This is a genomic window from Pseudomonas sp. GL-R-19, from assembly GCF_019956375.1.
GTDB lineage: Bacteria > Pseudomonadota > Gammaproteobacteria > Pseudomonadales > Pseudomonadaceae > Aquipseudomonas.
The window spans coordinates 103,227-124,221 of the sequence record NZ_JAHBDJ010000077.1 but is presented as its reverse complement, the minus strand read 5'-3'; the positions used below and the strand labels follow the sequence as shown (position 1 = coordinate 124,221).

20 protein-coding genes and 1 pseudogene are annotated in these 20,995 nt (G+C 56.0%); 8 read left to right on the top strand and 13 right to left on the bottom strand.

Annotation, left to right across the window (positions count from 1 at the left end):
- Positions 1-5: 5 nt before the first annotated feature.
- Both KGA83_RS27460 and KGA83_RS27455 read right to left on the bottom strand, forming a co-directional pair.
- Complete coding sequence (locus KGA83_RS27460; protein ID WP_317850604.1) at positions 6-1,652, bottom strand: DUF1302 domain-containing protein; 1,647 nt, start codon at positions 1,650-1,652, stop codon at positions 6-8.
- A gap of 23 nt (positions 1,653-1,675) precedes the next feature.
- On the bottom strand, positions 1,676-3,100 hold the full coding sequence (locus KGA83_RS27455) for a DUF1329 domain-containing protein (protein ID WP_223531324.1): 1,425 nt from the start codon (positions 3,098-3,100) through the stop codon (positions 1,676-1,678).
- A gap of 94 nt (positions 3,101-3,194) precedes the next feature.
- Between KGA83_RS27455 and KGA83_RS27450 the strand changes: the two genes are divergently transcribed.
- Entirely contained in the window at positions 3,195-3,545 is a 351-nt protein-coding gene (locus KGA83_RS27450) for a hypothetical protein (RefSeq protein WP_223531323.1), read from the top strand.
- A 2-nt stretch (positions 3,546-3,547) separates the two neighbouring features.
- On the top strand, positions 3,548-4,129 hold the full coding sequence (locus KGA83_RS27445) for a TetR/AcrR family transcriptional regulator (RefSeq protein ID WP_223531370.1): 582 nt from the start codon (positions 3,548-3,550) through the stop codon (positions 4,127-4,129).
- Positions 4,130-4,324: 195 nt separating this feature from the next.
- On the opposite strand, the pseudogene KGA83_RS27440 reads toward KGA83_RS27445, so the two are convergent.
- From KGA83_RS27440 to KGA83_RS27430, 3 genes and pseudogenes are all read right to left on the bottom strand, one after another.
- A pseudogene (locus tag KGA83_RS27440) lies at positions 4,325-4,705 on the bottom strand (SDR family NAD(P)-dependent oxidoreductase); the annotation flags it as partial.
- Between the two features lie 95 nt (positions 4,706-4,800).
- Positions 4,801-5,652, bottom strand: coding sequence for an urea carboxylase-associated family protein (locus KGA83_RS27435; protein WP_223531322.1), 852 nt, complete (start codon positions 5,650-5,652; stop codon positions 4,801-4,803).
- Between the two features lie 14 nt (positions 5,653-5,666).
- Positions 5,667-6,332: a GntR family transcriptional regulator gene (locus KGA83_RS27430; RefSeq protein WP_108217646.1), complete on the bottom strand. Its 666-nt coding sequence runs from the start codon at positions 6,330-6,332 to the stop codon at positions 5,667-5,669.
- A gap of 676 nt (positions 6,333-7,008) precedes the next feature.
- Here KGA83_RS27430 and KGA83_RS27425 point away from each other — a divergent pair.
- Genes KGA83_RS27425 through KGA83_RS27410 form a run of 4 tightly spaced genes read left to right on the top strand, consistent with a single transcriptional unit; the run spans position 7,009 to position 10,063 of the window.
- Positions 7,009-7,791: a transporter substrate-binding domain-containing protein gene (locus KGA83_RS27425; protein ID WP_223531321.1), complete on the top strand. Its 783-nt coding sequence runs from the start codon at positions 7,009-7,011 to the stop codon at positions 7,789-7,791.
- 55 nt (positions 7,792-7,846) lie between these two features.
- A complete protein-coding gene (locus tag KGA83_RS27420; RefSeq protein ID WP_223531320.1) occupies positions 7,847-8,575 on the top strand; it encodes an ABC transporter permease in 729 nt (242 codons plus the stop codon).
- Positions 8,572-9,282, top strand: coding sequence for an ABC transporter permease (locus KGA83_RS27415; RefSeq protein WP_108217649.1), 711 nt, complete (start codon positions 8,572-8,574; stop codon positions 9,280-9,282). The genes KGA83_RS27420 and KGA83_RS27415 overlap by 4 nt, the downstream gene beginning before the upstream one ends.
- A gap of 16 nt (positions 9,283-9,298) precedes the next feature.
- Positions 9,299-10,063 (top strand): ABC transporter ATP-binding protein, encoded by a 765-nt coding sequence (locus KGA83_RS27410; RefSeq protein WP_046031503.1) that lies wholly within the window; start codon positions 9,299-9,301, stop codon positions 10,061-10,063.
- A gap of 83 nt (positions 10,064-10,146) precedes the next feature.
- Here the strand turns inward: KGA83_RS27410 and arsJ are convergent, their stop codons facing one another.
- From arsJ to KGA83_RS27395, 3 genes are all read right to left on the bottom strand, one after another.
- Positions 10,147-11,382, bottom strand: a complete 1,236-nt coding sequence (arsJ, locus tag KGA83_RS27405; protein WP_223531319.1) for an organoarsenical effux MFS transporter ArsJ — start codon at positions 11,380-11,382, stop codon at positions 10,147-10,149.
- 9 nt (positions 11,383-11,391) lie between these two features.
- Entirely contained in the window at positions 11,392-12,396 is a 1,005-nt protein-coding gene (locus KGA83_RS27400; protein WP_108217651.1) for an ArsJ-associated glyceraldehyde-3-phosphate dehydrogenase, read from the bottom strand.
- Positions 12,397-12,470: 74 nt separating this feature from the next.
- Entirely contained in the window at positions 12,471-12,827 is a 357-nt protein-coding gene (locus KGA83_RS27395; RefSeq protein WP_223531318.1) for a metalloregulator ArsR/SmtB family transcription factor, read from the bottom strand.
- A gap of 199 nt (positions 12,828-13,026) precedes the next feature.
- Between KGA83_RS27395 and KGA83_RS27390 the strand changes: the two genes are divergently transcribed.
- Positions 13,027-13,179 carry a DUF4406 domain-containing protein gene (locus tag KGA83_RS27390; protein WP_108217653.1) on the top strand — a complete coding sequence of 51 codons (153 nt, stop codon included), beginning with the start codon at positions 13,027-13,029 and terminating at the stop codon, positions 13,177-13,179.
- A 95-nt stretch (positions 13,180-13,274) separates the two neighbouring features.
- Positions 13,275-13,631 carry a hypothetical protein gene (locus KGA83_RS27385; RefSeq protein WP_223531317.1) on the top strand — a complete coding sequence of 119 codons (357 nt, stop codon included), beginning with the start codon at positions 13,275-13,277 and terminating at the stop codon, positions 13,629-13,631.
- Positions 13,632-13,961: 330 nt separating this feature from the next.
- Here the strand turns inward: KGA83_RS27385 and KGA83_RS27380 are convergent, their stop codons facing one another.
- From KGA83_RS27380 to KGA83_RS27360, 5 genes are all read right to left on the bottom strand, one after another.
- On the bottom strand, positions 13,962-15,269 hold the full coding sequence (locus tag KGA83_RS27380; RefSeq protein ID WP_108217655.1) for an OprD family porin: 1,308 nt from the start codon (positions 15,267-15,269) through the stop codon (positions 13,962-13,964).
- 279 nt (positions 15,270-15,548) lie between these two features.
- Positions 15,549-17,201, bottom strand: a complete 1,653-nt coding sequence (locus KGA83_RS27375; RefSeq protein WP_108217656.1) for an AMP-binding protein — start codon at positions 17,199-17,201, stop codon at positions 15,549-15,551.
- On the bottom strand, positions 17,198-17,944 hold the full coding sequence (locus KGA83_RS27370; protein WP_177413252.1) for a nitroreductase: 747 nt from the start codon (positions 17,942-17,944) through the stop codon (positions 17,198-17,200). The genes KGA83_RS27375 and KGA83_RS27370 overlap by 4 nt, the downstream gene beginning before the upstream one ends.
- A 45-nt stretch (positions 17,945-17,989) precedes the next feature.
- Positions 17,990-19,333: an MFS transporter gene (locus KGA83_RS27365; protein ID WP_223531316.1), complete on the bottom strand. Its 1,344-nt coding sequence runs from the start codon at positions 19,331-19,333 to the stop codon at positions 17,990-17,992.
- Between the two features lie 343 nt (positions 19,334-19,676).
- The gene (locus tag KGA83_RS27360) at positions 19,677-20,702 is read right to left on the bottom strand and encodes an AraC family transcriptional regulator (protein WP_223531315.1); all 1,026 of its coding nucleotides are present in this window, start codon (positions 20,700-20,702) and stop codon (positions 19,677-19,679) included.
- Positions 20,703-20,995: the final 293 nt, after the last annotated feature.

Here is a 20,995-nt window from a genome sequence, read left to right as displayed (position 1 = left end):
ATGCCTCACAGAGTGCGCGAAATCACGAAACCGGCATAGTCGCGATCACCCAACAATTGATCGTAGGGGGTATCGCCTCCCATGAATTTCGCGTAGTTGAAAGAGACCTGCCAACTTGCGGGGTTACGCACGAAGTTCAAATACAGGTTCATGCTGCTGGCACCCTCGGTGAAGGTTGCAGACAGATTGGGTGTCCGTCCGCCCAGGGAGCGCGAATAGAAGATCCCAGGCGTAACCTGCCAACCCGGAAGCAACGTCCCGTCATAAGTGAGGCTGAAATCCACATTGACGCCCGATGAGGTTTTGTTGCCCTTGGCCGTCGGCGGGGTCGATGGATCCAGCTGCCAGGTGTTCAAACCCGCGGAAATCAGCTCACCGTGGACGCTGTCATGCAGATCGGGATACTTCACGACCACCAATTCAGACAGCAGGGTGCCCGTACTGGCGCCGGTGAAGTCAAGCAGTCCGGGGGAGTTGGAGGGTGTCAGGCTGTATAGGCCGGTCAGGTGCCACTGGAATTTTTTCTGGTCGTCCCAGCATTTGCCGCCATTGTTTGCACAGAGATCGAGAACGGGGTTGAGTGGCACCGCATCCTTGGGACGGTAGGACAACTCCGTGCCGACAGCCCAGTCGCCAATCGGCATGTTGGCGCTGATGCCATAGAGCATACGGTCTTCCGGATATACCCACTTTTGCGAAAGGGCGAAGGTCTCCGGATCGAGCACCTGCACCGTCAGTGACGGCAGCTTTTCGTGATAGCGCATCACGTAAAGGCCGAGATTGAGATCGGTGTCGTCCGGTTGCCAACGCAGCGAGATGCCCCACTGTCCGCTATCCCGAGCACCCTTATCGTCGAACCCGTAGGATTGCATGCCCTCACCGAGTCCGTGAGTGGTCGACCAGTAACTGCCAACGGGCGGCAGCTCGCTCTTGTTCCAGCCGAACTGATAGTAGGCCTCAATGTTCAGACCGGAACCCAGACCCGAAGCGAGGCTGAGCATCGGGGCCGGCAGCACGGCTTCCTTGAGCTGGACACCAGGACGCGCGAGGGCCTGGTAATCGTAAGCGTTGGTGTTGTTGATGCCACCCACCACGAACAGGCTTTCGCCCCAGTTGATCACCTGATTGCCCAAGCGAGCCCGTACGCGCTGATCGCCGACATCGAAGCTCTTGCTCACCCACAGGTCGAGCAGGCGAGCCTTGAATTCGAGGTCGTCACGCGCATCATTGGTAAGACCGTCGCTGCCAACGCCCGCAGGTGTGTTGAAAGACAGGGCGCCGGTGGTATCGGTGGCGGCGAAGTCACGAATCCAGCTTCCACGCGCCATGAAGGTGAAGTCCTCCGGTAACTTCAGCAGCAACTCATGGGAGCCTTTGATGTAGTTGGTGAACAGGTCACCCTTGTCGTAGTTCAAGTTGCCCTGATCACCAATGCCAGAGGTTTGTGCCAGGCAACCACTGGGCGGGTTGTGTCCGGTAGCGCCGGCGTTGACCAGATTGCAAGATTGCGAATCGGTGCGCAGGCCCATGCCCACGGCGATGGTGGAATCGAATGAACCACGGATGTTCTCGGTTTCAAACGTGAACGCCATTGCCAAAGGGGTTGCACACGCGATGACAAGGCCTGATGCTTTTGTGATTATTTTTTTCATGATGGCTCTCGATCGATCGCTTTTTAGCGTTCGCTGATGGCACGCAAGTTGTCGGAGGTGTAGAAGTCACGCTTCAGGCGGGGGTTGCCGGTACTCTCGGTGAGCCAGCGGTGATCGTTCTTGCCCACTCCGACAGACGTCATGTCGTACAGGTAGCGACCGTCAACCAGGTTGTACTGCGCCTGTGCCTCCATATCGCAGGTGCCTGTCTCGTAGACCGGGATCGTATAGCCTTCGCGAACCTTCCAGATTTGCCCTTGCTTGTCGTAGTCGACAGCCATCAGCGCGTTCCAGCTATCTTCATCGATGTAGAAGAGTCGCTTCGGAGCCTGGTGGCGCATGCCCTGGCGAACCGTGGCCTCGACGACCCAGACACGATGCAATTCATAGCGGCGTGATTCGGGCGCGATGTAATCATGCTTGGCCACATTCTCAATGTTGGCAGAGGCGTCATAGGCCCCGAAGGCGTTGTAGGGCACCAACAACTCCTGCTTGCCGACCAGCTTCCAGTCGAAGCGGTCCATCGGCCCGAAGAACACGTTCGACTCATCGATGGTGTACTGATTGTCGAGACCAATTTGCGGAGAGTCGTAGGAGTAGGCGGGCATGCGACGCACACGACGCTGGCCGGGGAAGTAATAGAACGTGGTCGCCTGTTCGCCAGCCTTGGTAGTCACCACACCGGCCTGTCCGGCAAGGGCAGCAGGATCCAGATAGGAGAAATAAGTGGCGACTTCCAGGCGATCGAAGGAAGAGAACAACGCACTGCCCTTTTCTCCCCATGGGGTATACATGAACCAGTCCGTCGAAGTGCGCAGCCAGTCGTTCCCCCCCTTGCGCGGCGATATCCCGGAAACGGTCTTGGACATATCGAAACCAACGCCGCGGTAGCGCATTTTCATGTTCCACATCACCTCGGCACCGGTGCTCGGCATAGGGAATGGAATACCGGGTACGTGAGCTTCTTTCAGGGCCAGACCATCGGCATCCAATGTGGCGAATCCGACGTTCTTCCTGGTGTTATCAGCGACGAAGTCGGGCACACCGCAGCTACGACGGGTCGGATACACATCCATGCGATAGCCCGGGATTTTCTTGAACAGTTCCACCTGACCGGGTGAAAGCTTGTCCGCATATTGCGAGACATTGTTGGAGTCGATACTGAAAAGCGGTTTGTCGTTCTTGAATTTCCAGGATTGACCACGCACCTGGCCATAACTCCAGCCACCGCCCTGCGGACCGGGTGGCGTCCAGGCCGGGATGACCCCATCAGCACTTGCCGCGACCTCCCCTCCCAGCGGCGTTAGCTTCGTACCGAGCAGCGCAGGATCCTTCTGTGCAGCTTGAACAGTGCCGATAGCAGCCATTGCTGCCAATGCCACGATCAGATGCCTGACTCCACTTCTGGTGGAAATGCCGGCGCATGGCCGCTCAATAACTTCATTCATTGGAAGATCCTCATGGGGCTGAAACCGGCGGCGCGACCTTCCTGGAGGGAAGACTCGGGCTGTGCCACACTCTCTAATCAATTGACTTGATCACTTGACCAAGTCAATTGACTACAAAGCAAACCACATGCCAAACCATGGAGGTAAAATGAATTTGCTTAGTTATCAATGTGTTAGAAATTTGATCAATCGGCCAGGCAACACTGCTTACTCACCGACGCACCCGCTTGTTTCAGCAGGCCGCACCAATCTGGGAATTTACGAAACAGTTGTTACGCATTATCACTGCATTGGAATGAGCTATTCACGTGTGCCATTGGCAACAAAACCCATGCGCCGCTCCACGCCGGCTCATGACTCGCAGACCCGTCATGCTGTAGCATCCGCCGGCGTTGACGCCGCCCCCCAGGCAGGCGCTGCTGCAGTAACAAAGGAGATTGCTTGACTATGGCCAGAGTGGGCGCTGAATTGCGTAGACAGGACTTCGTGGAAGCCACTGTCAAAGTGATTGCTGAACATGGGGTTGCCAATGCAACGACTCGACGTATCGCCGCTGCCGCAGGCTGTCCTCTCGCGTCGCTGCACTACGTGTTTCATACAAAAGACGACCTCCTCTATGCAGTCTATGAGTCTCTTTTCAACTTGCCACACCAGGCCCTGACGAACGTGCCTGCGGGGACTACCGCAGCTGAAACGACAGCGGAAATGCTTCGCCAATTAGTCACGTGGTTCTCCACCAACCCCGACATCGCCAAGGCACAAACCGAGCTTTTCTTCTGGGCCATGCGCAACAACCCCGAGATGGCGACCAGGATCTACGCGGTAGCAATAGAAGCAACGGAACAGGCCATGGAAAAAGCCATCGGTATGCAATTCGACAAGGCCTTCTTGAAGGCCACAAGTCGCCTGCTGGTTCACCTTGTGGATGGTCTGATCATCGCCTGGTCCGCTCATGGAGACTTGGCACGGCTGGAGGCAGAAACTGAAACGGCCTGCGAAGCGGTAGCGCTATTAGTGGCCAGCCGCTGAACATTTCGATCCGTATCTACCTGACGATCATCAACCTGTACCCCGGTGGGTGATCGCCGGGGCCTGAGTGATTTGTTGAGCTGTGGCGGATACAGCTGTTGGAGGTACCGGTGAAGTATGGCAAGTCAGTGCTCAACCAGATCATGGTTGCAGCTGGCGACTCTGATTGAGCACAAGCCTTGTCATCGAACTTGCTTACAAGCTACTGACCAATTGACCTCCATCCACAGCCATAACGCTGCCGGTCATGAACGCACCGGCATCGCTGGCGAGTAGTAGAAACGGCCCCTCCAGCTCGTGGAGTTCGCCTAATCGGCGCATGGGAATCAGCTCACGTATGTAGTTGATGCCCTTGTCACTATCGAAAAAAGCTTCATTCATTTCCGTCTTGAAGTAGCCCGGGGCTAAGGCGTTGACGCGAATCTTGTAGCGCGCGAGCTCCAGCGCCAGCGACTTGGTCAGTTGCACCACGCCTGCTTTGGCGGCGCAGTAATGGCTATAGACCAAGTATCGAAGGCGCCAGTGATCAGCACCGTTCGGCCGGCCAAGGAGAAGCGCTAGGCGAAGTCGCGATCCATCAATACACCTCGACTGCGGTACAGATGACTCACAGGGTCAACTGGCTGGCCCAACGCTGCCTGGCGCAAGAGGGCACATCCTTCCAGCGGCCCTTACTTTTCCCACTCGGCCTTGGGAATCATCAAACCGTGGTTACCGTTGTAAGCGGCGCGCTCAGGCTGTTTCCAACCCTCCAGCAGCGAATTGTCGAGACGGTAGATTTCCACACCGAGAGGACGGCAAACCTTCAGCGGATCCTCGGCGTCGGGGCCCCACATCGGCAATGACAAGTCACCGCCCGGACAGGTGGACAGCGCGCAAAGCAGGTCGATTTCCGCGAAGAACTCCAGGTAGTCGCCCTGCTTCGCCGGGCACGCCTTCATGAAGTACATGTCGTCGTGATTGAGGCCAGTGCACTGAAAAATGTTCAACACATCGTGCACGTCGAACTCGGTCAGGCCGTGCGGCAACACCGCGCGGGTCAGGTTGGAGTGGCAATGGTGATGGAAATCCTCGCCGGTGAGCATCTTGTTCACGTAAGGATCGCAGCGGGTGCCGAGCAGGTCGTGCAAACGGCCGCCATGTTCGTCGATGCCGTAGCCGGCCAGGCTGTCGTCGGTGATGGTGACCATCGGTCGCAGGAACGGCAGGTTCGACCACAAGCGGTCGTAGGTGGTGACGTGCGCGCCTTGCAACTGACGGGTTCGGGCCGCCCACATGCGTTCGCGGGGATCGTTGGCGCTCCACACGTTGAAGTCGCCGACCTGCGGCCCCACAGGCGTGGTCACGCGAAACACATGCCCCGCCGGCACCTTCCAGGCGCGGCCGGTGCGAATCGGCACTTCGAATTGCTCGACCAGCGTGCGGCCTTCCTTGCTTTCGCGCACGCGGTCATAGAACGCTTTGTCTACCTGCAATGCGGCGCCCTTGCTGACTTGGTAGGCCGCTGGATAATCCTTGTACATGATGGGTCCTCTCTTCAGTGTTTTGGTCGGCTGCTCAGAATGTCCAGCAGCACGAGTTCGGAGTCGTTGAGATAGCTGCTCATGGCTTCCTCGGCTTCCTTCTTGCGGCCGTCGCCCAGCAGATCGTGAATATGCCGGTCGCGTTCAAGCCAGGGTTTCTGGAACGATTCCTCGCTGGGAGCGTTGGAAAACACCAGGCGCGTCTGGGCCGCCACGTGGGTGAAGAATTCGTCGAACAGCGGGCTGCGCATCAGGCCGACGATGTGTTGGTGAAAACGCAGGCTGTGGGTACCGAAGGCTTGCCAGTTCTCGCGATCCTGGGCCAGTTGCGCCGCCTCGATGGCATCGAACATCAGATCGGACTGGTACTCGCGTAACGGCTTGCTCGCGGCGATCGCCTGCAATTCGAGCGTGCGGCGGACCTTGAAGATGTCGCGCACATCGTCGATACCCATTCGGCGCACCATCACGCCTTTGTTGCGCACATAGCTGGTCAGGCCTTCGCGACCCAACTGGTGTAGCGCCTCGCGTACGGTGTTGCGCGAGGCGTTGTAGGCGTTGACCAGCTCGCTTTCCACCAGTGGCGTGCCTGGCAACAGGCGCCCGCCAATGATGTCTTCGCGCAGCTCGATGGCGACCTGGTCCGGCAGCGACAGGCTTTTTTCCTTGGGTTGACTCACCGTTGCACTCCCTCCGTTCACGCGAGGTTGCGCGTGGTTTTCTTGCCCATCAGACCTTTTCGCACGTTCGTATCCTCGGTAGGTGGAAGCAGTAAGGGCGGCAATGATTGTTCAACAATCATTTGATTACATATCTGCTAATACTGTGCCAATTACCGAATTCAAGACCTGTTTGAAAGTTTTTTGTCCGGGAGCGAGCCTGCTCCGGGCGGCGATCCGACGATAGCGGTCTGCCTGCCAATATCTCCGCTGGATGCGCCTTACATTTCCTCCCATACAGCTTCATGTTCCCCGGGTCGAACTCGTCGTACACATGACCACTCATTGCCCGCGATGACACTCCGTCGTTCTGGCCGTCGATGCTGCCGGGACATCAAGGATTGAGCCAGGAAAGCCGGCGTCCTGAATCTCACACTTTGTTACCGCATACCCCATTCGTGTGTAAAAACCTGCTTTGGTAACAGCCTCGCAGGCTGCCTCCCTCCCTGCGCTAACTTGCCTGCAAAGCCCATCCCAGAGCGCTGTACGCGCTTTCTCAGATGCAAAATCCGCGAATTGGCCGGGTGATTGCATATGCTTGTCTGTACAAGTATCTGCGTGTGCATAAGACATATTGCCAAGCAGTACCCGTGTTCTTGCGTCACAAGCGCTTTCGATGGTCCCAGGGAATAAAACAATGAAAAAAGCATTTCTCACCCTTTCTGCATTGGCTTTGTGTGTGGCTGCCGGTTCTGCGCTGGCCAAGGAGTACAAGGAGTTGCGCTTTGGCGTCGACCCTTCTTATGCGCCGTTCGAATCCAAGGCCGCCGATGGCAGCCTGGTGGGCTTCGATATCGATCTGGGTAACGCGATCTGCGCGCAGCTGAAGGTCAAGTGCAAGTGGGTCGAAAGCGACTTCGACGGCATGATTCCCGGCCTCAAGGCCAACAAGTTCGACGGCGTGATCTCTTCCATGACCGTCACGCCAGCACGCGAGAAAGTCATCGACTTCTCAAACGAGCTGTTCTCCGGCCCGACCGCGCTGGTATTCAAGAAAGGCGTGGCCATCGGCACCGACCCGGCCTCCCTCAAGGGCAAGAAAGTCGGCTACGAGCAAGGCTCCATCCAGGAAGCCTACGCCAAGGCCGTGCTGGACAAGGCCGGGGTAGAGACCCAGGCCTACGCCAACCAGGACCAGGTGTACGCTGACCTGATCTCCGGACGTCTCGATGCAGGGATCCAGGACATGCTGCAAGCCGAACTGGGCTTCCTGAAGTCGCCGCCAGGCGCCGACTTCCAGGTCAGCGAGCCGGTCGAAAGCCCCCTGCTGCCAGCCAAAACCGCGGTGGGCCTGACCAAAGGCAACACCGAGCTCCAGGCCTTGCTGAACAAAGGTATCCAGACACTGCACGACAATGGCACCTATGCGGCCGTCCAGCAGAAGCACTTTGGCGACCTGAATCTCTACAGCGGCAAATAATGACCCTGCGCCCATTTCCGGATGGGCACTTTTTTGATCGATGTAGGGCTGCTCAATGTTAGAAAACCTAATGCAGATTCTTGGGCTGTCAGGCTTCAGCCTCAAGGGTTTCGGCCCGCTGTTGCTGCAAGGCTCCTGGATGACTGTCAAATTATCCTTTCTGTGCTTGCTGGTGAGCGTTGGCCTGGGCCTGATCGGCGCCAGCGCCAAGCTTTCGAAATCGGCACTGCTGCGCGTCCCTGCGCAGGCCTACACCACGCTGATCCGCGGGGTGCCGGACCTGGTGCTGATGCTGCTGATCTTCTACAGCCTGCAAACCTGGCTGACCTCGTTTACCGATTTCATGGAATGGGAATACATCGAAATCAACCCGTTCAGCGCCGGGGTCATTACCCTGGGCTTCATCTACGGGGCTTATTTCACCGAAACCTTCCGTGGCGCGATTCTCGCCGTACCGCGAGGGCAGATGGAAGCGGCTACCGCCTACGGCCTGACCCGCGCTCAGCGCTTTCGCCTGGTGGTGTTCCCGCAAATGATGCGTTTTGCCCTGCCGGGCATCGGTAATAACTGGATGGTGATCCTCAAGGCCACCGCGCTGGTGTCGATCATTGGCCTGGCCGATCTGGTCAAGGTGGCCCAGGACGCGGGCAAGAGCTCCTATCAGCTGTTCTTCTTCCTGATTCTGGCCGCCTTGATCTATCTGGTGATCACCACCGTTTCGAACTACGTCTTGCGCCGGATGGAAATCTTCTACGCCGCAGGCACCCGGGAGGCCGTGCGATGATCGAACTACTGCAGGAATACTGGAAACCTTTCCTGTTCCAGGACGGCACTCACATCACCGGGCTGGCCATGACCCTCTGGCTGCTCAGTGCCTCGATCTTCTTCGGCTTCGTGATGTCGATCCCGCTGTCGATTGCCCGGGTCTCGAGCAATGTCTGGGTGCGCTGGCCGGTGCAGTTCTACACCTATCTGTTTCGGGGTACTCCACTCTATATTCAGCTGCTGATCTGTTACACCGGCATTTACAGCCTGGCCGCGGTGCGTGCCCAGCCTGTGCTGGACGCGTTCTTTCGCGATGCGATGAACTGCACCATCCTGGCCTTCGCCCTGAACACCTGCGCCTACACCACGGAGATTTTCGCCGGGGCAATCCGCAGCATGGCCCACGGTGAAGTCGAAGCGGCCAAGGCTTACGGACTGACCGGCTGGAAGCTGTATGCCTACGTGATCATGCCATCGGCCTTGCGTCGCTCGTTGCCGTACTACAGCAACGAAGTGATCCTGATGCTGCACTCGACCACCGTGGCCTTCACCGCGACCATCCCGGACATCCTGAAAGTCGCACGGGACGCCAACTCGGCGACCTTCCTGACCTTCCAGTCGTTCGGCATCGCCGCGTTGATCTACCTGGCAGTCACTTTCTCTCTGGTCGGTCTGTTCCGCCTGGCTGAACGCCGTTGGTTGTCTTTCCTCGGCCCGGCTCACTAATTCAGGATGCTTGTTCATGTACAAACTGACCGTTGAAAACCTGCACAAAAGTTATGGCAACCATGAAGTCCTCAAGGGCGTTTCGCTAAACGCCAAGACCGGCGATGTGATCAGCCTGATTGGCGCCAGTGGTTCGGGCAAGAGCACCTTTCTGCGTTGCATCAACTTCCTGGAAACGCCCAATGACGGAGCCATGAGCCTGGACAACCAGCCGATTCAAATGGTCCATGACCGCCACGGCATGCGCGTGGCCGACGCCAATGAACTGCAACGCATCCGCACTCGCCTGGCGATGGTGTTCCAGCACTTCAACCTGTGGAGCCACATGACCGTGCTCGAGAACATCACCATGGCCCCACGCCGGGTGCTGGGCGTCAGCAAGAAGGACGCAGAGGATCGCGCCCGGCGCTACCTGGACAAGGTCGGTTTGCCGGCACGGGTGGCCGATCAATACCCGGCGTTTCTCTCGGGTGGTCAGCAGCAACGGGTCGCCATTGCTCGCGCCTTGAGCATGGAGCCGGAGATCATGCTGTTCGACGAGCCGACTTCGGCCCTGGACCCGGAACTGGTGGGCGAAGTGCTCAAGGTGATCCAGGGGCTGGCCGAAGAAGGCCGCACCATGATCATGGTGACCCACGAAATGAGCTTCGCGCGCAAAGTATCGAACCAGGTGCTGTTCCTGCACCAGGGGCGAGTCGAAGAACAGGGTGCGCCCGAGGACGTATTGGGCAACCCTAAAAGTGAGCGTCTGCAGCAGTTCCTCAGCGGCAACCTGAAGTAACCAGAGCGCCTTCGAGCAACCGCAGGGTCGCTCGAAGGCGCTGGCTCCCTCAAAGGCCACTCAATAGCCGCCCTCGGAAAACCCTAAACTACGTCGTCAAGTAGCGACACAGAATGCTTGGGCAGACCTATGGAAATCAAGGCTGCGAGCAGTACGAACGCGCTCGATAGCCACAAGCACGCCCCCAGCCCATACACCTGATAAACCCAACCGGAAAGCACCGTGCCGATCAGGCGCCCCATGGCGTTGGACATGTAATAAAACCCCACATCCAGCGACACACCATCTTCCTTGGCGTAGGACACGATCAGGTAGCTGTGGAGCGACGAATTCACTGCGAACAACGCACCAAAAACCATTAATCCGCCGAGCAGCACCACCTGTTGCGACAGCCCGGTGTCCAGCCCGAGAGCAATGGCCGCCGGCAGACCGGCCAGTGCCAGCGCCCACAGAAATGCCGCACGACCATCCGGTACGTGCCCGCGCTTCTTGCCAGTGATGTGGGGCGCGAAGGACTGCACGATGCCGTAGCCAATCACCCAGGCCGCCAGGAAGCCGCCAACCTGCCAGAAGTCCCAGCCGAAGACACCGCTCAGGTACACCGGCAAGGCCACCACGAACCAGACATCGCGGGCACCGAACAGGAACATACGCGCCGCCGAGAGGATATTGATCGCCCGGCTCTTGGACAGGATGTCGCGAAACTTTGGCTTGGCTTTCGCTTTGCCCAGATCCTTCTTCAACAGGATCAAACTGCTGATCCAGGTCAGCGCCAGGACACCGGCCATGGCCAGCAAGGCGCCCTTGAAGCCGATCAAGGCCAGCAAGGCTGCACCAAGAAAGAAGCCGACACCCTTGAGCGCGTTCTTCGAGCCGGTGAGGATTGCCACCCACTGGTAGAGCTTGCCCTGCTGCCCATCCGGAACCAGAAGCTTGATCGAGCTTTTCGCGCTCATCTTGTTCAGGTCTTTGGCAATCCCCGACAGCGCCTGCGCGCCCATCACCCATGGGATGGTCAGCGAGGCCACCGGAACCGTCAGCATCAGCAGCGCCGCGACCTGGAGGCCCAGCCCGATGTTCATGGTTCGGTTCAGCCCCAGCCGGGCGCCGAGGTAGCCACCCACCAGGTTGGTGATCACGCCAAAGAGTTCGTAGAACAGAAACAACGCCGCGATTTGCAGTGGGCTGTAGCCCAACGCGTGAAAGTGCAGCACCACCAACATGCGCAAGGCGCCGTCGGTGAGGGTGAAGGCCCAGTAGTTGCCTGTCACGAGCAGGTACTGCCGCACTTGCGGAGCGAGGGCTGACAACGCTTTCATGACCGCTCCTCAGACCGCCAGACCGACCATTTTCGCCAGTTCGACAGTGCGGTTGGCATAACCCCACTCGTTGTCGTACCAGGCATAGAGTTTGACCTGGGTGCCGTTGATGACCATGGTCGACAGCGCATCGATGATCGATGAGCGCGGGTCGGTACGGTAGTCGATGGACACCAGCGGACGCACCTCGAAACCGAGGATGCCTTTGAGCTCGTTCTCGGAAGCGTCCTTGAGCAACTGATTCACTTCTTCCACAGTGGTGGCACGCTCGACTTCAAAGACACAATCGGTCAGCGATGCATTGGCCAGTGGCACCCGTACCGCGTGACCATTCAGGCGTCCGCGCAACTCCGGGAAGATTTCGGCAATGGCGGTGGCCGAGCCGGTGCTGGTTGGAATCAAACTCATCCCGGACGCACGCGCACGGCGCAGATCCTTGTGCGGCTGATCGAGGATGCTCTGGGTGTTGGTCAGGTCGTGGATGGTGGTGATCGAACCGTGGCGAATGCCCAGCTTTTCGTGGATGACTTTCACCACTGGCGCCAGGCAATTGGTGGTGCAGGAGGCGGCGGTCACAATGCGGTGCTGCGCTGGGTCGAACAGGTGCTGGTTGACGCCCATCACCACGTTCAAGGCGCCCTGCTCCTTGACCGGTGCACAGACCACCACACGCTTCACGCCTTGGTCCAGGTAGGCCTGCAACACCGCCACGGTTTTCATCTTGCCGCTGGCTTCAATCACCAGATCGCAGCCCGACCAGTCGGTGTCGGCAATCGCCTTGTTGGCCGTGACCTTGATGCGCTTATTGTCGATGACGACGCTGTCGCCTTCGGTGCTGGCTTCATTGTGCCAACGGCCATGCACCGAGTCGAAGTTGATCAGGTGCGCATGGGTCGCCGCGTCCCCTGCCGGATCGTTGATCTGCACGAATTCAAACTCTGGCCAGCTCCAGGCGGCCCGCAGCGCGAGGCGACCGATCCGGCCAAAACCATTGATGCCAACTTTGATAGTCATGTTGTTGTGCTCTGTATTTGTTGTCAGTGGGCGTTCGACTGGATCTCGAACTGGCCGATGTAGTCGACCTGGCTTTAACAACAGGCGAGTGCCCTTTCAGGACGGTCGCCCATCTCTTCAAGGCGTTTGGCATCAGGACTTAACCAGTGCTTGTTGCTTTCGAGCACCGTTGTCAGCACTTGATGAACCCAATCCGGGAGAGTCGGGTGCAGTCGGTAATAGACCCATTGGCCTTGCCGACGGTCCGACAACAGACCACAAGTTCTCAGTTGTGCGAGGTGCCTGGAGATTTTTGGCTGACTCTCGTTCAGCGCGCAGGTCAGCTCGCAAACACATAACTCTCCTTCACGGGTGATGAGCATCATCGTGCGCACCCGAGTGTCGTCAGCCAGGCATTTGAAAACAGTGGTCGGTGTCAGATGGTCAGCCATATCGGTTCTCAGTGCTTGTTTTTGACCAAGACGAACATCTTGATGCGCTCATGCATTTCGTGAAGGAGGACACGGGCTTTGCCGGTCATTATGAAGCCTCGGATCATATACGGTTTATCGCATATATGGATTACCGTATGCAACGTAAAGAGACAACTGCAAACCAATACATCAAAGCGATTGGACTTCGTACCACTGCATGCGCCTCGACATCGACGCCCTGATGGACTGCGACACCGTGGCCACGCTCCCTGGCTGGGCGCATTCGAAAGGCGCACGACTGGAAGTGCTGATCGCCGACCGCCTCGGCATGACGGTTGTGAATGACCAGGATCCGGTATCGATGGGGTGACTGTCGGTCTCACCTTTTGTCGTAAGCCGATTGACTGACAGAGACCTTTGGAGCCCAGTGATCAGCTGGCTAAACCTGATCAGGAGAGGAACACCATGTCGAAGATAACGGTGATATCCGGTGACTTTCTGACAGGTGATGCTGAATTTCAATCTGGACTGTTCATTTTGAAATCCGCAGTAAAACCTTCCCTTAAAATAAAGATACCCCTTTCAAAAATAGAAACTTTAGAAACAGCAACCGAGGAAATAGTTAATAAGAAAGGCAGCGTTATTCGATGGAGCCTGGCTGGAGCATTGCTTTTAGGTCCGGTTGGACTGGCTGCGGGCTGGTGGCTATGCGACAAAGAAAAGGAAATAACTTTCTACGCAAAATTCAAGGATGGCCGTTGCCTTCTTGCCACAACTGATGTCGACACTTACTCCAAAATCTCTGCGTCTTCCCTCAAGTAACACCATTCCCCCTCCCCTTCAAAGTCAGCCGCTATAGTATTCACGGCTGAACTGCGATGGACTTTCATAGCCGACCTTGAAAGCCGCACTGGATACGTCCTGGTGTGTTGGCACCGATGCCGAATTGACCCAGTCGCCGAGATGTCACTGAGCCTGTCTGTTCCTCTCGAACCTTTTCCTATGCGGGATTTGTGCAGATTTAGAGGTGAGTCAGTCTTGACTCGGCACGTGGGTCAATTCGGCGTCGGCGTCAACAGGACGTGTCGGCGCAGAGGTAAATTGACCCGTTCAGAACTCTCGAAATGAGCGCGATACGCTTATGCTGCGCTCTTAGAGAAGTGGAATGCTGTAGCTCACAAACACCCGGTTCTGGTCTTGATCACGGGCGGCTTCGCTATTGGATTTACCATTGCGCCAGCCGAAACCCACGTTTTTAAGTGCACCGGATTGAACGACGTAGTCCAGAAAGATATCCCTTTCCCATTCTTTCTGATTGTCGCCGGTTCTCGTCTTGATATTGTCCCCGGAGAGGTACATGACCGAGGCTTTCAGGCCAGGGACACCCAGGGCGGCAAAGTCATAGGCGTACTGACCGAATGACGTACGTTCCCCTGCGCGGGTGAAGCTCTGGATCAGACGGTCTGTGTACAGGTACAAGCTGCTGCCTGCGGCGCCTTTATCCACCAAACTACCCTGGTTGAGCTGGGTGAAGCTGCTACCCTCCGAAACGCTTTGGTAGCCCGCAGTAAATGCGTGGGCGCCAAGGCTGTAAATCAATGCAGCACTCCAGAGACGGTTGTCGATCACGCCATCACCGTTTTCGGTGAAGCCACTGATTCTGTAACCTGATGTACCGGAGCTGTTTTCACCTGACGAGTCAGTTTTGAAGTAACGCAGGTCGGTTTTCAGGGATTGATTGTCCGAGAACGCAAGCGTGTGAATCAGTCCGAAAAACTGCTGGTTATAGTAGTTCTCGAGATGGGCATAGTAGTACTGAGCCGTCAGATCCCTGGTGACTTTCCAGTCGCCCCCGACGAAGTCGAACTGGTTGCTTTCACGCGTACCGCCCATAGCGGCCAGCCCCGTCTGATCCGTTGAACCGCGACCTGTTGCATGTTCAATTCGCCCACCCGTCAGGGTCAGATCCTTGAACTCGCTCGAGGTGATTTGGCCGCCCTCGAAGGTTTGTGGAAGCACCCTCCCATCGTTGGCGACCAGAATCGGAAGTTTCGGAATCAAGGTGCCGTAGCGCAGTTCAGTCTTCGACATTTTGACTTTTCCGGTCAGCCCCAGCCGGCTCCACTCGTCGACGGCGCGGTTGTCACTGTCCGAGGGAATCATAGAGCTGCCGACGTGTCGTCCCTTGCCAGTGTCCAGGGTAATGCCCAGCAACCCCAGGGCATCAACACCAAAACCAACGGTACCCTCGGTATATCCCGACTTGAAGTCCAACATGAAACCTTGCGCCCACTCTTCGGTTTTCGAAGGTGCAGCGGTGCCATCACGGTTGTCGTTATTGAAGTAGAAGCTCCTCATTCCCAAGGCAGCTTTGCTATCACTCAGGAAGTCAGCAAACGCCTGGCTACTCAGGGCAATGCTGCCAAACAGCAAAGTTGCAGAAACTTTCTTTACGCTCACTTATAACGCTCCGATTTTTTTATATTTGTAAGTAACAGAAGCAACAAGGAAATCTTCCAGGCCAACGCAACACACACGAATCCCACGCAGAGTTCGCTCACGCGAATTCATCAACTGAATATGCGCAAATTGCTCAACCCTTCAGGCAACTTTTGTTTGTTTGCAGTGCGTATGATTTTTGACTACCTAATTGGCAGCACCGTGCGAGTTATATCTGCGAACCAAAGTTTTCATCCATACTAAACAATTCAGTTCCCCTTGGGGTGAGCTGAGCACGCCTTAGCAATTTGAAGCCAAACGGACAATTGCATCGCGACTGCCTGCTTGCTCTCGAAGTAAAAACTTCTGGATTTTCCCGGTTGCGGTTTTTGGCAACTCTGTAAAAATCACTCTGCGAGGGCATTTGAATCGAGCAAGACGGCTCTGGCAGAACACAATTATTTCTGCCTCGGTGGGAAGCTCAATACCACTTTTTAGTTCGACAAACGCGCACGGGACTTCCCCCCATTTGTCATCAGGCTGAGCGACGACTGCAGCATGTAAAACAGCTGGATGACAATGGATGGTTTCTTCGATCTCTACGGACGAGATATTCTCCCCTCCAGAAATAATGACGTCCTTGCAACGGTCGGTAATTTGTACATAACCGTTGGGGTGCACAACGGCTACATCACCAGTATGAAACCAGCCGCCTTCAAAGGCTTTTCGGGTTGCGCTTTCATTCTTCAGATAACCCATCATAACGGTGTTGCCCTTGAGCAGCAGCTCACCCGTTGTTTGGCCGTCCTTTGGAACTGGCTGCATCGTTTCGGAGTCAGCGACCATCAAGCCTTCGAAGGCTGCTGCACGAGCCCCTTGGCGCACACGAAAAGCGCCCTGCTCACTCGGTGTCAAATCGTCCCAACCGTCTTGCCATACGCAGCTGATCGGGGTGCCGGAAACTTCAGTAATTCCATAAACGTGGTCAACGTCGAAGCCTCGTGAGACTACGGCGTTGAGTACGCTGGCCGGAGGTGGGGAACCGGCAGTCAGCACTCGTACCGGCGTTTTAAGCGCAGGACGGTCTGCGGCGTTCGCAATCATGGCCATAACAATAGGCGCCGCACAGAAGTGGTCGACGCCATGGTTATCTATCGACTCAAACACCGTCTCTGCGGAAACCTTTCTCAGGCACACATGCGTGCCGGCCGCCGCAGTGATCGCCCAGGTAAAACACCATCCGTTAGCGTGGAACATAGGGAGTGTCCACAGGTAACGAGGAGCCCGAGAAAGCGGCCAGTTAGTCATCTGCAGCATACTCATGAGGTAAGTGCCGCGATGGCTGGCGACGACACCCTTCGGATCGCCGGTTGTACCTGAGGTGTAGTTGAGCGCTATCGGCTGCCACTCATCGCTTGGCCAAACCCCTTCGAAATCTGGACTACCGCTACAAATCAAGGTCTCGTAATCGATGTCTCCAATGCTTTTGCAAATGGGCGCCAGGTGGTCATTGATGTCGATGACCAACGGACGGTGCTCCAGGAGTTCAAGCGCGGCATCGGCCAGTGCTGCAAACTCTCGATCCACCAAGAGGAGCTTGCATTCCCCATGGCGAAGTATGAATGCCACGCCTTCTGCATCCAGGCGGTAGTTAACTGTATTCAGTACCGCGCCACAGAGAGGGATCCCAAAATGGGCTTCGAGCATGGCAGGAGTATTGGGAGACAGAATTGAAATGGTGTCTCCCGCACCCATGCCTTTTTTGGAAAGTGCTGAGGCGAGTCGATAGCACCGCTCGCGAGTTTCACTCCAGGTTCTGCGAAGTTCTCCATGAACTACCGCTATCCGATCCGGGTGCACAAGTGCTGCCCGATCCAGAAATCCAAGGGGAGTCAGGGGCAAATAGTTTGCCTTGCAGTGATCAAGCCCATTCTCATAAGCACCAGGCTTCATGGTGTTGTCTCCTTATTATTGTGATGAAAGGTGGAAAACGCGCTCACCGGCTCCCGATCAGTAACCAAGGTGTTCTCAATACTGGTCTCGTCGGCGTATCCAAGACTCATTCCGCAAACCAGCATTTGATCAGCGGGGATCGCAAGGGATTGCGAGATAACGCGGTGATATTTCAAAAAGGCGGCTTGCGGGCAGGTGTGCAACTTCCTCCCTCGTGCTGCCACCATCACGGCCTGCAGAAACATTCCGTAGTCGAGGAGACTCCCTTCCTTTAGCACTCGATCAATGGTGAAGATCAAGCCGACTGGCGCGTCAAAGAAACGGTAATTGCGGCCGTGTTGCGCATGCATTCGCTGCTTGTCACCCTTCTCGATTCCCAGCAATCCGTAGAGCTCCCAGCCTACTTGCCTTCTCCGATCCACGTAGGGTGAAGTCCATTCGCGTGGGTAATATTCGTATGCGTCTTCAAGGTGGTTGCTGAGTGACGGATCGTTGTCAATTTCCGCGATGGCGCATGAAAGACGAGTCTTTGCTTCTCCAGTGACAACATGGACGCGCCAAGGCTGCATGTTCACTCCCGTTGCGCAGAATCGAGCGATATCAAGGATCGATTCAATTTCTTCGCGTGGTACAGGCGTGGGCAAAAAAGCCCGAATGCTGCGTCGTGAAGCTATCGCCCAATCAACCGTTTGGCTAAGCAGTTCAGACGATACTGGCGGTTGGGATAAGCGATTCATTTTCATGCGTTAGAGTCCACGGATTCAGTTACAGACGGATGCATCATGGTATTAACTAGACAGGGCTGGGGCCTTTCTGACTTGAGTCGAGTCTGCGCGGGACTGGTTAATCATGGTGACTGCGGCAGCGCCAATAAGACCAGCAAGGCTGATAGCCATGAAGTTTTTCTCAAGCGGAAGGTTTAGTGATACCAGCCAACCGATGAGGACGGGGGCGACGATAGCGCCAATTCTTCCTACACCAGACGCGAAACCCACTCCGGTTGAACGAATCGATGACGGGTAGAAATCCCCGGCGTACGCATAGGCCAACAGTTGGGTACCAAGAGTCGATGCCCCGACAGTGAACACCACTGGAAACAGCAAAGTTGTTGAGCGCGTATAGCCCAAGATTGTTAGAGCCATTGCTCCTACGATATAAAAGCAGACCAGCACGTGTTTGATGTTTAGCTTGTCGCTCAACCATCCTCCGCCAATTGCACCGGCGATGGCCCCCACATTGAAAACAATCACAAAGTTCAACGCAGAGCCAAGACTGAATCCAGCCATCGCCATAAGCTTGGTCAACCAAGAGTTAAGGGCGTACACCATGAAGAGGCCGGTCATGAACGCCGCCCAAATCATGACGGTGCTAAAGCCTCGACCATCCTTGAACAAGTTACGAACTGGCGCTTCCTGTTTATCCAATACGGTGGCGTTTCCGGTCATCACAGTGTTTTCGTCGATCATGAGAGTAGGGTCTATCTTGCGAGCAATAGCCCGTAGCTCATCGTGACGTCCGGTTTTCAGCAGGTAGCCTATGGACTCAGGCATGGTCTTCAGGATCATAGGAATCAAAAGCACTGGCAGCAGCGCCACATAAAACACCCACTGCCATCCATGACTCTCAATGAGTTGCTTGCCAGTCAGTGCAACCAGAATACCGCCCACGGAGTACCCCGCGAAAACGAGGGTCACCAGGCGAGTACGGAGTTTGAGTGGAGAAAACTCACCCATCTGAGCGGTGCAAATTGGCAGTACGCCGCCGATGCCAAGGCCCGCGATGAAGCGAGAAATGCTGAAGCTGACCGGGTCACTGGTGAGACCAGCCCCGGCAGTGAAAATGCTGAACAAGGCCACACAGATTGCGATCATCCTGGGACGCCCGATGCGGTCAGCCAGCGTGCCAAGAAATATCGCTCCGAGCATCGTTCCGAAGAGCGCAGAACCAGCCATGATGCCGGCGCTGGTTGGATCAATGTTCATGTCCTTCATGATCGCCGGAAGGGCTGCACCGACTACAGCGAGGTCATAGCCATCGATTATCAGAATGAGGACACACCAAAATAGAATGAGCCCATGGAAGCGGTTGAACTTCGATTCAACCGCGAGCGCATAAACGTTTACCGGCTGCATATCGCGTCTCCTTCGATCTTGTTTTTGTTTTTGTTTGTGACGTGCCAGGCACCCGGTCCTGGAGGCATATCGAGGGGGGACGTACCGGCTGAAGGCTCGGTGGTCTGCTTGAGATGCGACACTTGGGTTACCTGCGTCGCATCGTAGGAGTTGGGCTTGCTGCGGCCTATGCCCTACGACATCGTTCTGTTTGACCGATTTGGACACCCATAGCTGGCCAGAAACCACCAGTGTGATCTTGGGGAAGAGCTGTCCATCGGCATTTTGGCGGGTGCAACGGGTTGCAGATCTCAGTACGAAATCTGGCGGGGGAAGTAGTGCTCTTGTTCCGCAAGTAAGGCTTTTAGCTTTCGCCCGGATCTTGCGCATTGGAGCGGCGATAAGCGCCAGGGCTCACTCCCGTCCACTTCTTGAAGGCGCGGTGAAAGGCACTGCTTTCCTGGAAGCCTGTGAGCGCAGCGACTTCGGTGACTGTCATATTTGGCTGGCACAGCAGGTTGATCGCCATGTCGCGGCGCAGATTGTCTTTCAAACGCTGATAGCTGACCCCCTCGGCCTGGAGCCTTCGCTGAAGCGTCGAATATGACATGCGGAGCACTTTGGCCACCTTATCCAGCTCTGGCCATTCCTCTGGATTCAGGTCTCTCAATCTCATTCGGATCTGGGCGCTGATGCTGTCCTCGTTACGATATTTCACCAGCAGATTAGCAGGCGACTCTTTCAAAAACGTCGATAGGCTGGCCTTGTTTTGCACGACCTTGAGGCTTAGAAAAATACGGTCAAAACGCATCATCGTAACGGGAGCGCCAAACTGAATTTCTTCACAAAAGCGCATCCGATAGTCGCTATCGTCGAGCGGTCGATTCGGTCTGAAGCAGAGTTCCTTTATCGGAATGCGCCTGTTACCCAGCCAGCAAAGCAATCCATGTACCAGGATCAGCCATGTTCCGTAGCTAAAGAGGCGACGCTCAATTCCTTTGTCATGGATAACGATGACGGCGGAGTCATCTTCAAGCCTCAGCTCACCGTGAATATCGTCCAACACAAGGCGTAGAAACTTCAGAATCCGCCGCAACGCTTGCTCTAACGACTCGCAGTCAATCGAAGCCTGGCACATCAATCGGAAACTACCTCGTCGCATTGGATGGCTGTCGATTCCGAAAAACTCATCGTCGAGTAGATCTGAAAGAGCGACCCACAGGCGAGAAAATGCAGCAGCCGAAACCCTGGCCTGGGGAGAAGTGAGGAGCTCCGGATCTATACGTGCTTGCTGCAATGCGCCGGATATGTCCAGTTGGCGTCGCAATGCGCCATCGAGGGCTTCATGCACCAATCCAATCGAAGTAGTTCCCTTGTCCTGGATGAGCATGCTTATTCCTCTGCGCAGTTGATATCTGACTTGATGCTGATCTTCAAATCTCTACGGCAGGTCTGCTTTGAGCAACCTGACGAGCCTGAATTGTTTATCTACGTTCCGGCTTCACAGCATTGCATGTCAACCCGAAGGTTTTGTTATCAGGGAACGCTTTTGCAACCCCTCCTCCTGGCCCTCGATGCCTGGTCTCGATTATCCAAAGCATTCAACCAAGCTGAGGCGTTTGAGCATTGTCGAGGCCACTGATCACCGACAATATCCGTCCAAGAATCTCCAGCGCGGCTTAC

Coding starts and splice junctions, on each gene's coding strand:
- KGA83_RS27445 (WP_223531370.1), top strand. CDS start 3,548: ATGGCCAGAGTGGGCGCTGAATTGCGTAGACAGGACTTCGTGGAAGCC.
- KGA83_RS27420 (WP_223531320.1), top strand. CDS start 7,847: ATGTTAGAAAACCTAATGCAGATTCTTGGGCTGTCAGGCTTCAGCCTC.
- arsJ (WP_223531319.1), bottom strand. CDS start 11,382: ATGAAAGCGTTGTCAGCCCTCGCTCCGCAAGTGCGGCAGTACCTGCTC.
- KGA83_RS27395 (WP_223531318.1), bottom strand. CDS start 12,827: ATGGCTGACCATCTGACACCGACCACTGTTTTCAAATGCCTGGCTGAC.
- KGA83_RS27390 (WP_108217653.1), top strand. CDS start 13,027: ATGCGCCTCGACATCGACGCCCTGATGGACTGCGACACCGTGGCCACG.
- KGA83_RS27365 (WP_223531316.1), bottom strand. CDS start 19,333: ATGCAGCCGGTAAACGTTTATGCGCTCGCGGTTGAATCGAAGTTCAAC.
- KGA83_RS27375 (WP_108217656.1), bottom strand. CDS start 17,201: ATGAAGCCTGGTGCTTATGAGAATGGGCTTGATCACTGCAAGGCAAAC.
- KGA83_RS27455 (WP_223531324.1), bottom strand. CDS start 3,100: ATGAATGAAGTTATTGAGCGGCCATGCGCCGGCATTTCCACCAGAAGT.
- KGA83_RS27410 (WP_046031503.1), top strand. CDS start 9,299: ATGTACAAACTGACCGTTGAAAACCTGCACAAAAGTTATGGCAACCAT.
- KGA83_RS27435 (WP_223531322.1), bottom strand. CDS start 5,652: ATGTACAAGGATTATCCAGCGGCCTACCAAGTCAGCAAGGGCGCCGCA.
- KGA83_RS27385 (WP_223531317.1), top strand. CDS start 13,275: ATGTCGAAGATAACGGTGATATCCGGTGACTTTCTGACAGGTGATGCT.
- KGA83_RS27370 (WP_177413252.1), bottom strand. CDS start 17,944: ATGAAAATGAATCGCTTATCCCAACCGCCAGTATCGTCTGAACTGCTT.
- KGA83_RS27415 (WP_108217649.1), top strand. CDS start 8,572: ATGATCGAACTACTGCAGGAATACTGGAAACCTTTCCTGTTCCAGGAC.
- KGA83_RS27460 (WP_317850604.1), bottom strand. CDS start 1,652: ATGAAAAAAATAATCACAAAAGCATCAGGCCTTGTCATCGCGTGTGCA.
- KGA83_RS27400 (WP_108217651.1), bottom strand. CDS start 12,396: ATGACTATCAAAGTTGGCATCAATGGTTTTGGCCGGATCGGTCGCCTC.
- KGA83_RS27425 (WP_223531321.1), top strand. CDS start 7,009: ATGAAAAAAGCATTTCTCACCCTTTCTGCATTGGCTTTGTGTGTGGCT.
- KGA83_RS27360 (WP_223531315.1), bottom strand. CDS start 20,702: ATGCTCATCCAGGACAAGGGAACTACTTCGATTGGATTGGTGCATGAA.